The following is a 13,272-nucleotide window of genomic DNA, read 5'->3' as shown; positions in this document are numbered from 1 at the left end:
CTTATAAAATTAAATATTTTTAAATATCTCACTTTACCAGAATAAAACCAAAACTATCCGGGGCTTTGTACCGCCCCGTACCCCAGCTACCGGGCTTAGGCAACATCCTGCTTGCATTCTAACGAATAAACTTATTTTAACGGATAATTTTAAAAAATAAAATTTTTAATTGTTACGGAAACCCGTTTTGGTTTAAACAAATCCTGGGAAATAAGAATTTTAAAAAACCGGATTAAAGCAAAAAAGGCTTGTACAGGATTAGTACAAGCCTTTTTTGCTTTGTTAAATTTATATCTAGTGCGAACCGGTTGTGCCACCAGTAGTTCCGCCAGTTGAACCGCCGGAAGTAGTACCACCCGTAGAGCCGCCAGCCGTAGTACCGCTGCCGGTGGTGCCGGTAGTAGTGCCTGCGGTAGTACCGCTCGTGGTGCCGCTGGTAGATCCGCTGCCGGTAGTACCGCTGGTAGAGCCCGCCGTAGAATTACCAGAAGTGGTAGATACATCACCCGCAGTAGATGTGCCTGGGTCGGTGCCCATATCGGCGCCAGCGCCCATGCTGGAGTCAGCACTCATGGTTCCGCTTTCGGTATTTTCGGTATTACTTGTTCCGGAACCGCCGCTTTCCTGCCCCGATCCGGAACCGCCGCATGATGTAAACGTTAAAACGCCTGCACAGCACAATAACATCATTGCCTTTTTCATAGCTTTCAATTTTTTAGTTTAGTATTTAATTTAGAAGTAATCTAGTTTTAAGTTCTAGGCTTCTTACGGGAATTATAATTCGAGGTAAATAAAAACAATAAAAAAATATAATTTTTGCGTATTAATACGGATGTAATTATTAAAAGATGAGCATTTCTACTAGCTGATTATTAGACTAATAAACAATTTTTAAACGCGATTATTAAATACTTTTTAGATAAACCAGAAATAATTTTTAAAATATTACAATTCACCTTATTGAGGGGCTACCAGCATCATCTATTATAAATACAAAAAGCAAACCCAACTTAACTTATTAAACTAAAACAGATTTACTTCTTTTATTAAAACAGAAAATTGCATAAAAGCAATGTACCTAAGCCCGACGCAGCTCGAATACGGTAATTTCTGGTAAAAATCCAACGCGCCCCGGATAGCCCAGAAAACCCAAACCGGTGTTCACATATAAATACTGCTTGCCTTTTTGGTATAAACCGGCCCATTGCTTGTAAACATATTGCACCGGACTCCATTTAAAACCGGGCAAGTTTACCCCAAACTGCATGCCGTGGGTATGGCCAGCTAACATTAAGTCAATATCGGGGTACTTTTGATTTACCTCGCCATCCCAGTGCGAAGGATCGTGCGATAATAAAACTTTAAACGGCACTTGTTCGGTGCCGGCGTATGCCTTGGCCAAATTACCGTACCGCGGAAAATTCATGCGGGTACTCCAGTTTTCTACGCCCAGAACCGCAATTTGGGCCCCATCGCGCTGAATAGTTACGTTTTCGTTTAAGAGCAAGCGCCAGCCTATTTCGGCATGGTGCTTCGCCAGATTTTTTAAATTTTGAACTTTAGCCTCCCGGCTTTCCCAGTTCACATAATCGCCGTAATCGTGGTTCCCGAAAATAGAAAATTTACCGTCTTTGGCCGTAATCTTTTGCAGCGCCGGAATATGCGGTACTACTTCGGTGGCAATGTTGTTTACCAAATCGCCGGTAAAAAATACCAGGTCGGCGTTTTGCTTGTTCATTAAATCCACGGCTTTTTCCAGGGGGTGCGTAGAATTAAAGCTGCCCGTGTGCAAATCCGAAATCTGCAAAATTTTGTAGCCGTTAAAGGCGGCAGGCAAATTGGAAAAACGCAGCGTAACGCGTTTAACCTGGTACTGGTAAGCCCCTCGCACCATGCCGTAAATAAAGGCGGTTAATGGAATAGACCCGGCAAATAAAGCGAGTTTGTTGATAAACTCATTCCGGGTAATTTTAACAGCTTCGCTGGTGGCATCGGGTTGCTTATACAAATACGTTACAATCAGGTATTTTAATAAGCGGAGCACATCATCCAGCACTAAAAACAAAACTACCGCTAACTTACTGGCAAATAAAATAAATAAGGTGCTTACCAGGTACGTGCGAAATGGAGTAGGCGGCGTGCCCCGGGTAAGACTAAACATAATAATGGTGGCCGAAGTAATAAAGAACAAAGCCCAATAAATAATGGAAATAATGCGCTGCGACCGCGGCGATATATGTTGCGTAACCGTGCGAATTGCCTGAAACACATACCAATCTACTACAAAAACCAGGAGAATAGCGGTAGCTATAAATAAGAAACGTTGCATTGTTTATGAGATAATAAATGTAAGTGTATGATTTAACTAAGTACCAACCGAAAAGTTGAGAATTACTAATATAATATTTCGAAGGAGCGCTTCGGAAGACGTAAATTTGATATTCTATTTTATACAAAATATGCTCATTACGGAAACAGCTTCCCGCAACTACGGCCAGGTACCCAACCTGGTTATCAAAAGCTGGGCCGAAGAAGACCGGCCCCGCGAAAAATTGCTTCTGAAAGGAAAAGCCGCGCTAAGCGACGCAGAATTGATTGCTATTTTAATTGGTTCGGGCACCCCCAAGCTCACGGCGGTAGATGTTGCTAAACTAATTCTGACAGCGGTGGGTAACGACCTGAACGAACTAGCCAAATTGTCGGTAAAAGATTTGATGAAGCACAAAGGCATCGGCGAAGCCAAAGCCATTACCATTGTAAGTGCCCTCGAATTAGGCCGTAGGCGAAAAGGAACGGCCGCCGCCGCCCGCACCACCATTACCTGCTCCACCGACATTTACAATTACATGAAACCGCATTTGCTCGATTTACCCCACGAAGAATTTTGGGTTATATTACTGAACCGAGCCAATGTTATCATGAAAAAAATACCAGTAAGCATTGGCGGAGTAGCGGGTACTGTGGCCGATCCTAAAATTATTTTTAAGCACGCCATCGAAAACCTGGCTAGCGCTATTATTCTGGTGCACAACCATCCGTCAGGTAATTTAAAGCCCAGCACCGCCGATATTGCCCTCACCCGCAAAGTAAAAGAAGCCGGCGCCCTCCTCGACTTACCCGTACTGGATCATTTAATTTTTGCCGACCAATCGTACTACAGCTTTGCTGACGAAGGTGTTTTGTAGCGGTTGCAGGTTGAAAAGTTGGAAAGTTGGAAGGTTTAAAATTTAAAATTTTGTATTAGCTCCTTATGCTGGCGCGAGCGTCCTCGCTCGTGTCTACTATTGAGTAGGCCTCCGGCCGGGCAAATAGATTAACAGTAATAAAAAGCAAATCAATATAAAGTTCCTACCGGCCAGAGGCCGGACGATGGGCATCATGAGCGGGGACGCTCGTGATAGTATGTACTTATACCATAATTTTAAATTTAACCTTACTTATTCCGTTTTATTCAGAAGGAAATTATATAACTCCGTAGCTAAATAAGTTCCTCCTGAATGACACCGTAAGTAGAATTTTAAATTTTAAAAATTTAATTTTTTTGCCAACCTACTATGCAACAAATAGCTGTTCCAGGTGCAAAGAATGACGCTAAACTGTTCCGTTGTTCAGCGAGTTTTTAGCGTCTTGATTTTTTTGGTTCTTTTTGTATCAAGACAAAAAGAACCAGAAGCGAGCAATGAAACAACTGCACTCTGAAACTAATACTAAGACTGCAGCTATGCGAACGAGAACTTATTCAAAAATCGCCTGCCTTAATCTGTAAGGCACGGAAGTAAATCTGCGCCATAGGGCAACTATACGAACAAAAGTCTTTTTAAAGGTCAAGGTAAGCCTCTTTCCACCCCTAAGTTCATTCAAAACACAATAACAACATCTTCTTCCTGGTTTTTAGGAGAGATACCCTTTCGGGCAAAAGGGTTTACCAGATTCTGCTTATATTTGTAAGCTGCAAAATGGAATTACTATGTCTAAACCACTCCGCCTTATAATTTTAGTTGGAATAGTTGTAATTGTTGGGTATTTTTTAAAAGAAGCGGTATTTAGCGACGATGCCTACATAGCAACCATTAAAAAAGAACGGCAGGAGAAAAACCAATCCTTTAAAAGCTCGTCTTCGCCGCTCGCCGAGACCGAGCGCAGAACGTTCGACAGCCTTTCTTACTTTGCCATTAACCGGAAATTTCAGGTAGATGCGGATTATGAATTGTTACCTAACCCCGATACGCTGAAACTGCCCATGACCACCGGCAGCACCGAACCTTATTTGCGTTTCGCCAAAGCCACTTTTAACCTGGAAGGGCAACGGGTTGGCCTTACTTTGTTTTTAAAAGTAGGGGCTGCCGATTCTACTTTTTTTGTACCTTTTACGGATAAAACCAACGGTACCGAAACCTACGAAGGAGGCCGTTTCCTGGATATTCCAAAGCCAGAACCAGGCGAAAAAGTGATTACCATCGACTTTAACAAGGCTTATAATCCTTTTTGCGTGTTCAACTACGATTATAGCTGCCCCATTCCGCCCGCCGAAAACCGGTTGCCCGTAGAGGTGCCCGCCGGCGAAAAATCGTACGCGAAAAAATAAAGTACACGTAGCTAAATCTAATTTCCCTAAATTTGTTCTTTTCGTTGGCTTTAGAATAAAATTATTTTATATCTGACAACCATCGACTATGGACTGTTGACTAATTAAAAAAAATGCTGATTTCATATAACTGGTTAAAAGACCTGATTGCCATAGATAAACCGGCAGCCGAAGTAGCTGCTTTACTAACCGGTTCTGGCCTGGAAGTAGAAGGCCTGGAAACCTACGATTTAGTAAAAGGAGGCCTGCAAGGTTTAGTTATTGGCGAGGTGCTAACTTGCGAGAAACACCCGGATGCCGATAAACTACGCCTCACCACCGTAGATGTTGGCACTGAAGCGCTAAAACAAATTGTGTGCGGGGCACCCAACGTAGCTGCCGGCCAAAAAGTAATAGTGGCCACCGAAGGGGCAATTTTATATCCATCAACCGGGGAACCGTTTCAGATTAAAAAATCAAAAATCCGGGGCGCTGCTTCTGAAGGCATGATTTGCGCCGAAGATGAAATAGGTCTGGGCAGCTCGCACGCGGGTATTATGGTACTCGATACCGATTTGCCCAACGGCACGCCGGCCGCCCAATATTTTAATTTGCAATCCGATGAAGTGCTGGAAATAGGCTTAACCCCTAACCGCGCCGATGCGGCTTCGCATTTAGGAGTAGCCCGCGATTTACAGGCACTTTTAAAAACCCCTTACCTACTACCAAATGTCGAAAATTTTAAAATTTCGAATAACAACCGGTACATTGCGGTAGAAGTACAGGATAGCGAAGCTTGCCCGCGGTACGCCGGTTTAACAATATCGGGCGTAAAAGTAGCGAATTCACCGGATTGGCTCCAGCACCGGTTACGGGCCATTGGCTTGTCGCCGATTAACAACGTGGTAGATATAACCAACTATGTGCTGCACGAGCTAGGTCAGCCCATGCACGCTTTTGATGCCGATAAAATAACCGGTGATAAAATTATTGTAAAAAAGGCCCACGAAGGTACCAAGTTCATCACCCTGGATGGCGTAGAACGTACTTTGCGGGCTACCGACCTGATGATTTGCAACACCCAGGAACCTATGGTTATTGCCGGGGTTTTTGGCGGTAAAAATTCGGGCGTAACTACCGAAACAACTACTATTTTCCTGGAGTCGGCTTACTTCCAACCGGCTTCTATCCGCAAATCGTCACAGGTACACGGCATTAAAACCGATTCGTCGTTCCGGTTTGAGCGGGGTACCGACCCAAACATGGTATTGCTGGCCTTAAAACGCGCTGCCTTGTTAATTCAGGAAATCGCCGGCGGCGAAGTGAGTTCCGAAATTGTGGATGTATATCCGCAGCCAGTTGCGTCTTATTCCATTAAAATTAATATTGCCCGGGTTAACCGTTTAATTGGGCAAACCATTGAAACTGCCCGCATTAAAGAAATTTTAACCGATTTAGGCATTCGGATTACCGAAGAATCGGAAACAGACCTGGTGTTGGAGGTGCCGCCGTTTAAAGTAGATGTGCAGCGCGAAGCCGATATTGTGGAAGAAATTCTTCGGATTTATGGCTACAACAACATTGCTTTGAACGAGAACCTGGCTACCAGCTACCTGGCTAAGTTCCCGAAACCAGATCCGGAAGTAATTAAGCAAAATATCGGGCAAATGCTGGCTGGGACGGGTTACAGCGAAATTATCACGAATTCCCTTACTAATTCGCAGTACTACGAAGCGGCAGCTACCGAGCCAGATGCTTCGTTGGTGCGCATCGTTAATTACAACAGCGCCGATTTAGATGTGATGCGCCAAACGCTGGTATTTTCGGGATTAGAGGTTTTGCGGCACAACATTAACCGGCGCCAGAAAGATTTAAAATTATATGAACTGGGCAAGGTATATACCAAAGCTGGAGATAAGTACCAGGAACAAACGCAGTTGGCCTTGTTTGTAACGGGCAATGCCCTTGCCGAAACCTGGCAGCAACCTTCGCAAAAAGCCACTTACCACCAGTTAGCCGGCGTAGTGCAAACTATTTTAATGAAACTTACCCGGGTAAGTTTGAACGTACAGCCCGTACAGCATCGTTATATTAAAAATGGCGTAGCTTACGTCCTTAATAATGTGCCAGTAGCGCAAGTGGGTCTGTTAAACGAAACAGTAACTAAGAAGTTGGACGTGAAAGAACCGGTTTGGTTTGCTGAATTAAACTGGGATTATTTAATTAAAAATTACACCAACCAGCTGGTAGCCGAAGAGTTAGCTAAGTTCCCGGAAGTGCGCCGCGATTTATCGTTGGTAATTGATAAGACTGTTACCTTCGATCAGATTAAAACCATTGCGTGGCGTACCGAGCGCAAATTGTTGCAGCAGTTAAATGTGTTTGACGTGTACGAAGGCGATAAGATTGATACTGGTAAAAAGGCCTATGCGCTTAGCTTTATTTTGCAGGACAAACAGCAAACCCTGACCGATAAAGTAATTGACAGTACCATGAACCGGCTAATGCAGCAATTTGAACGACAATTAGGAGCAGTTATCCGGAAATAAGTAAGTAAAAAGTTTTACGTTAAAGGTTGTAAGTATATGCGTATTCTTCAATCAATTATTTACACAAAGTTTAGTTCTGAAGTAAGAACGCTAATAACCTTTTAATTTATCGTATATATAAACAAACTTGTAACTTATTACATAAAACCTAATACTTATTAAATATGAGTACCGGCCGCGAGTTAGAACAAATGGCAATTTTAGAAAAGCGGGTAACGCAACTAATTGCCAGTTACCATGAAGTACGGGAAAGCCTGGACCAGGCCCGGTACATTATTCATAATTTACAAGCCGTAATCGACGCCAAAGACGAGGAAATAAAAAATTTTCAAAATAGAGATAATATTTCTAAAATTGTAAACACGATAGCAGCAGAGCCTGCCAATTCAACAGAATTAAAACTGAAAATAAACGAGTATATTAGAGAGATTGATAAGTGTATTGCTTATCTACGAGATTAAAACTGGTTGTTTAACCGGAATATTGTAATTGTTTGTTGTTAAATATAAGAAAGTATTGTTCCTCTTTTAACTAAACCTTTGCCCTGATCAGCGGGCAAAAAAAGAACAGGCAACCAAAAAACAACCAGAAATACGCAACGGAATGAGTGAATTATCTATAAAAATCAGGATAGCTGATCGCGATTATCCGATGCGGGTAAATGAGGAAGAAGAAGAAAGGCTGCGGGCGGCCGGGCGCATGTTAAACGAACGCCTGAAAGCCTTCCGGGAACAGTTTGGTACGGCAGATAAACAGGATCTTTTGGCTATGGTGGCTTTAGAGACCTTGGCCGACAAATTGTTAACAGCCCAAAGCAAAGCGGAAAGTGAAAATACCTTAGCCGATAAACTCACTCATTTAAATAAAATTTTAGCCTCTCTTAAATTAGAATAGCGGTTTACCCGCTAGTTCTATGTTTGTATTTGGTTGTGTTCTGTTGTAGCGGCCTATTGCTATAGTTTTTACCTAAAACCTAAAAATTATAGTTATGTCTACCACTCTTTATATTATCATCACGGCTTTAATAGCGCTCGGGGTGGGCGTCTACATTGGCCGGGTGTTATTGAACCAGGTGTTCCGGAAACACCAAGATGCCGCTCGCGAAAAAGCAAAACTCATTATTAAAGAAGCGGAACTCGATGCCGAAAGCATCAAGAAAAACCGAATTCACGAAGCCAGAGAAAAATTCTTAAGCCTGAAAGCTGAATTTGAAGAAGATTCGAACAAAAAGAAACAAATCATTATTCAGAACGAAGCCAAAGTAAAGCAGCGCGAACAACAAGTAAATGCGCAACTAGAACAGGTAAAACGCAAAGAAAACGAGCTCAATACTTTAAAAGAACAATTAGCCGTTCAGGCCGAAAATTTAAAAAAACGCAAGGAAGAAGTAGAAAAAGAACACCAGTCCATTATTGGGCAGCTGGAACACATTGCTAATTTATCAGCTTCTGAAGCCCGCGAGCAACTCGTAGACACCTTAAAAAACGAAGCTCAGATTCAGGCTTCTTCTTACATTAAAGACGTGGTGGCCCAAGCCAAATTAACGGCTACCAAAGACGCCAAAAAAGTAGTGCTGGAAACCATTCAGCGTACGGCGGCCGAGCACGCCATCGAGAACTGCGTTTCGGTGTTTAACATCGAGTCAGATGATATTAAAGGAAAAATTATTGGTCGCGAAGGCCGGAATATCCGCGCTTTAGAAGCCGCTACCGGCGTGGAGATTATTGTGGACGATACCCCGGAAGCCATTATTATTTCGGGGTTTGATCCGGTTCGCCGAGAAATTGCTCGTTTGGCTTTGCACCGCTTAGTAGCCGATGGCCGCATTCACCCGGCCCGCATTGAAGAAGTAGTAGCCAAAACCAAGAAAAGCATTGAAGAAGAAATTGTAGAAATTGGCGAACGCACCGTTATTGACCTAGGTATTCACGGTTTACATCCCGAACTGATTAAAATGGTGGGTCGTATGCGTTTCCGGTCGTCGTATGGCCAAAACTTGCTGCAACACTCTCGCGAAGTAGCTAACCTGTGCGCCACCATGGCCGCCGAATTAGGCTTAAACGTGAAACACGCGAAACGCGCCGGCTTGCTCCACGATATTGGTAAAGTAACCCCTGACGAACCCGAGTTACCGCACGCGATCCTGGGGATGGAACTGGCCAAGAAATACAAAGAACATCCGGATGTGGTAAACGCCATTGGTGCCCACCACGACGAAATGGAAATGACCGCCATGATTTCGCCGATTGTACAGGCCTGCGACGCCATTTCGGGATCGCGTCCGGGTGCCCGCCGCGAGATAATGGAATCGTACATCAAACGTTTGAAAGAACTCGAAGAAACTGCCGTGAGTTTTGAAGGCGTAAACCAGTGCTACGCCATCCAGGCCGGTCGCGAGTTGCGCGTAATGGTAGATGCCGACAATGTAACCGACGAACGCGCCCAGCAATTATCGTTTGATATTTCACAGAAAATAGAAAAAGAAATGCAGTACCCCGGCCAGATTAAAATTACCGTTATCCGGGAAATGCGCTCCGTTAGCTACGCCAAGTAAATCAAATATAAATTTTTTAAAAAGTCCTGCTTTCTACCCAGTGAGCAGGACTTTTTATTTATAAGAATTCAGGGTTTCTTTTCAGTAAAAGCACCTTGTGCCAAAAGTACTTGAATGATAAATACTTGTTTTCAGAATAAAAATATTTTAAAAAATTAATGTTTGTAAACCGGTGGATAACGGTTGTATAAAAATTGTATAAATAGCCGGGGCCAGATAGGGGCTGGTTGCAATTAAAGTTGCAGTTTCGCATAGTGATAGAACCGTTTAATCGTTTCCAGCTATGAGAAATTATGCTCGTTTTTTCGGCTTTTTAGTAATAAGTACCTGGTTGCTTTCGGGTTGTTCTTCGGTGTATATGCCCAATGTGCCTAATACGCCTATGTTTACCCAGCAAGGCGAAATAAGCGCCGGGGGGCACGTTACCTTAAAAGGTAATTTTAGCGTGAATGGCGCCTACGCCGTTTCGGACCATTTTGGAGTAATGATGAACGCCTCGCATTTAAATAACCAGCGTAAGAAAGAAGATTTTCAGCACAAATTATTTGAAGTAGGCGGCGGTTACTTTACTACTTTTGGCGCTAATAAAGAGCGGGTGTTAGAAGCTTACGCCGGCATTGGCCGCGGCAGCAGCGACCGCACGAAAAGAGATGTTAGCACCGAAACCACTGTTATCACGGATCAGTTATCAGGTAATTTCGATAAGTATTTTCTGCAGGTTAACTTTACTTCTAAACGCAAAAAAGACTTACGGCTGTTTGGCAGCCACTTTCCTTTAAATTATGGCACAGCCCTGCGGATGAGTTACGTAGATATGTTCCGTTACGTGCGCAACGGGGAAGTAGCGCCTACCGAAGACAATATTTTTCTGGAGCCTATTTTTTATACCCGCTTAGCCATTAGTCCGGCGGTACAGTTGCAATATACCAGCGGCGGTAATATTGGCCTGAAAAACCGGAAAGCCTTAACGGCGGGTTATTCGGTATTTAGTTTGGGCTTGGTGGTAAACATTGGCGGCCGAAATTTAGGCAGATAAGACTTCGGGGGAGTTTTAGATGTTATCAGAAATTTTAAAATTTTAAAATTTCCACCCGGCACGAACAGTATGGCCCAAGTTGCTTAAAGCGAGAACTTATGAATTACTCTCCCTTTTGGCAGCTCCATACAAATTAAACAACAACATATGGTTATTCATTTACTGGCTCATAGTAAAGGATAATGGCGCTCGAACGAAAGGTTTTTATCTTTAAAAGTTTAAGATTAACCTTACTGCTTAGGTTTTTAAATAAAGGTAGTCCCTCGCGGGCTATTACCGGGTGAACACAGATTTGGTATTCGTTAATTAAGCCCAGTTGCGTTAAAGCTACAATTAAACCCGGACTGCCCACAAAAATAGGTTCGCCCATTTGTTGTTTTAAGTCGAGCACTTCCGTTTTCAGATCTTTATTTGCCAATCGGGCACTCTCCCAACCGGTATTTTGCAGCGTACGCGAAAAAACTATTTTCGGAACCCGGTCTATAGACCTCGCAAAGTCATCCATTACTTTTTCGCCAGAAGGATTTTGGATAAGCGTTTGCCAGTATTGCATCAATTGATACGTAACCCTCCCGTACAGAATAGCGCCGGCACTATCTAGCAATTCCGTATAATGGTCATGGATTTCTTCATCCGGGTCGACAGCGGTATGGTCGCAAAATCCATCCAGGGTCATGTTGATGGTGGCAATTACTTTTCTCATCTTATTTAACTTCGTGTTTCGTATTGTTTGCTACTGGCTAACAACTTTTAACTATTTGGGTCTGCGTCTAATTTTCCCACAAAGAATTAATCAGGATGCGGAATAATGGTTCGTATAAGAATAGCAGCCCCTGGTGGCCTTCATACCAGTCAAGCTACTAAAAAGCGGGTTAAAACCCTTGCAATCACAACTATCCCGGCTATTATTTTAATATAATGTTGTAGGTAGTCCTTATTGATTTATCCATTGCTTTCGCAATTTAATTTGGTTTGCAGACATAGGCGTTATTTCCGATATTTTTCCGGTTTCAACATCAAGGTGTAAACCTACTTGTTGTAATGCCTCTTTTAGCGGCAACGCTTGTGTTCCTTCCACATATTTTTCTATGAAAGTTTTTACTTCTGAATATCCTGTAATTTCATATATGTCATTAAATAAGTCATCATCATTAAATGGCTTATCCTTCCCGTATTTTTTTATAAGGTCTGCAACCAAATTTTGAACGCCGTATGCGCCATTACTTAACTTTCTTAGCTCGATATCGAGGCACAGGTTTATAAGTGCGCCTTTGGCATACACATTCATATATTCATCGGGCATGCGCATTACATTTTTACTTAGTTCAGTAAACGAAACGGATGTATCAAACTTTTTCATTCCCAAAATTTTGCTTTCTATCGTATGCGTAAACTGCTCCATCGTCACCATTTTTTGTTTTATCGGCATATGAATGGTAAAATATTCTGTCGTGCCTTCGTATAGCCACAAGTGTTTGGAGAATTTGGGATGATTAAAATCAAATTTGGCAATTTCGTGAGAATGAAGCCCTAATGGCATTTGGATGTGAAAAAATTCATGGCTTGCCAAATTAAAAATGTTACTTTTCAAAATCGCCATATCCAATGGGGCATACATCAGAACAAGCGTTGACTGATTGTGTTCTAATCCATCTGCGAAATACCTATTATCTTCTAGATTCTGATTGTGGCAAATAAGAAAAGTGTATTTGTCGGTAGCCAGCTTGCCACCTAGATATTCGGTCTGATTTTTTACAAGGGGTGCGATGTACTGCGCCAGCTCCTGGGCAATCTTTTCTTTTGAGTTTGAATAACAAGCCACATTAACCGAAATATTAGGTAACTTAATGGTGGCTGTATCGGGTTGGGCATACATAATTGGGTTATCCACTAAAGTCCGGTAATTCTGGGCCATATATTCATCCTCCTTTTTTGCGGATCTGGTTTTAGTTAAACTTGCTGCCCCGTATAAACTTTCGGGCTTTTTCATGCTTACCCGGAAAGGCAGGTTTTGATGTTGTGAAAAATATCCAAATACGGCATTTGCATTAAGAACAACAACAGAACTATCGAAATGGCTCTCCGAAGAGCGATAGGGTCTGATTCCTTGAAAATCGAAATTTTCCCAGCCATCGTTTACGGTATATTTAATAGTGGCGCTATTTTTTGTTCCAATAATTTCCCAGCAATTGGTATCGACTTGATTTACTCTAAGGTCTTGTCCATTTTTGTCGATGGCTTTAAAGTTATTTATAAATTTTCCATAGTCTAAAGCATCGTAAATTCCAGGTACTATCTTGGGTAAATAAAAGTAACTGGTGTCGGTTAAATTGCCACGGAAATTAAGCTCTACTGGCAATTCATCGCCTGTAATTTTATCAAGGTCGAGTTTATAATGATACTCTGACTTTGGAATATTGGATTTGGAGCATCCCCAAAGTAAAATCAATATGGAACAAAAAGTAATAACTGTTTTATGCATAACAGGGTATTTCTTCCAAACTCATTTTATTTACAAGATTTGTTATGGGCAAAGCGAAGCCTTAGCAAATACTAAACCTTGTGGCTA

General features: G+C 42.4%; 11 protein-coding genes. 7 read left to right on the top strand and 4 right to left on the bottom strand.

Annotated features, from left to right (window positions below; translation table 11 throughout):
• Positions 1-294 precede the first annotated feature (294 nt).
• The gene (locus tag HUW51_RS11770) at positions 295-702 is read right to left on the bottom strand and encodes a hypothetical protein (RefSeq protein ID WP_185274217.1); all 408 of its coding nucleotides are present in this window, start codon (positions 700-702) and stop codon (positions 295-297) included.
• Between the two features lie 376 nt (positions 703-1,078).
• Complete coding sequence (locus HUW51_RS11765) at positions 1,079-2,329, bottom strand: metallophosphoesterase (protein ID WP_185274216.1); 1,251 nt, start codon at positions 2,327-2,329, stop codon at positions 1,079-1,081.
• Between the two features lie 130 nt (positions 2,330-2,459).
• Between HUW51_RS11765 and radC the strand changes: the two genes are divergently transcribed.
• The 7 genes from radC to HUW51_RS11730 all read left to right on the top strand — a co-directional run bounded on the left by radC (position 2,460) and on the right by HUW51_RS11730 (position 10,703).
• The gene (gene radC / locus HUW51_RS11760) at positions 2,460-3,185 is read left to right on the top strand and encodes a RadC family protein (protein ID WP_185274215.1); all 726 of its coding nucleotides are present in this window, start codon (positions 2,460-2,462) and stop codon (positions 3,183-3,185) included.
• 782 nt (positions 3,186-3,967) lie between these two features.
• Positions 3,968-4,585, top strand: coding sequence for a DUF1684 domain-containing protein (locus HUW51_RS11755; RefSeq protein ID WP_185274214.1), 618 nt, complete (start codon positions 3,968-3,970; stop codon positions 4,583-4,585).
• A 113-nt stretch (positions 4,586-4,698) separates the two neighbouring features.
• The gene (pheT, locus tag HUW51_RS11750; protein ID WP_185274213.1) at positions 4,699-7,113 is read left to right on the top strand and encodes a phenylalanine--tRNA ligase subunit beta; all 2,415 of its coding nucleotides are present in this window, start codon (positions 4,699-4,701) and stop codon (positions 7,111-7,113) included.
• A 164-nt stretch (positions 7,114-7,277) separates the two neighbouring features.
• Positions 7,278-7,574 carry a hypothetical protein gene (locus tag HUW51_RS11745; protein ID WP_185274212.1) on the top strand — a complete coding sequence of 99 codons (297 nt, stop codon included), beginning with the start codon at positions 7,278-7,280 and terminating at the stop codon, positions 7,572-7,574.
• Positions 7,575-7,716: 142 nt separating this feature from the next.
• A complete protein-coding gene (locus HUW51_RS11740) occupies positions 7,717-8,007 on the top strand; it encodes a cell division protein ZapA (RefSeq protein WP_185274211.1) in 291 nt (96 codons plus the stop codon).
• A gap of 94 nt (positions 8,008-8,101) precedes the next feature.
• The gene (gene rny, locus HUW51_RS11735; protein WP_185274210.1) at positions 8,102-9,667 is read left to right on the top strand and encodes a ribonuclease Y; all 1,566 of its coding nucleotides are present in this window, start codon (positions 8,102-8,104) and stop codon (positions 9,665-9,667) included.
• A gap of 283 nt (positions 9,668-9,950) precedes the next feature.
• Complete coding sequence (locus tag HUW51_RS11730) at positions 9,951-10,703, top strand: hypothetical protein (protein ID WP_185274209.1); 753 nt, start codon at positions 9,951-9,953, stop codon at positions 10,701-10,703.
• 151 nt (positions 10,704-10,854) lie between these two features.
• Here the strand turns inward: HUW51_RS11730 and HUW51_RS11725 are convergent, their stop codons facing one another.
• A complete protein-coding gene (locus tag HUW51_RS11725) occupies positions 10,855-11,406 on the bottom strand; it encodes a dihydrofolate reductase family protein (protein ID WP_185274208.1) in 552 nt (183 codons plus the stop codon).
• A 231-nt stretch (positions 11,407-11,637) separates the two neighbouring features.
• Positions 11,638-13,185, bottom strand: a complete 1,548-nt coding sequence (locus tag HUW51_RS11720; RefSeq protein ID WP_185274207.1) for a M61 family metallopeptidase — start codon at positions 13,183-13,185, stop codon at positions 11,638-11,640.
• Positions 13,186-13,272 lie beyond the last annotated feature (87 nt).

Origin of the sequence: Adhaeribacter swui, from assembly GCF_014217805.1 — a bacterium.
Classification (GTDB): Bacteria; Bacteroidota; Bacteroidia; order Cytophagales; family Hymenobacteraceae; genus Adhaeribacter; species Adhaeribacter swui.
The sequence above is the reverse complement of the archived record's forward strand: the minus strand, read 5'-3'. Positions and strand labels throughout refer to the sequence as shown.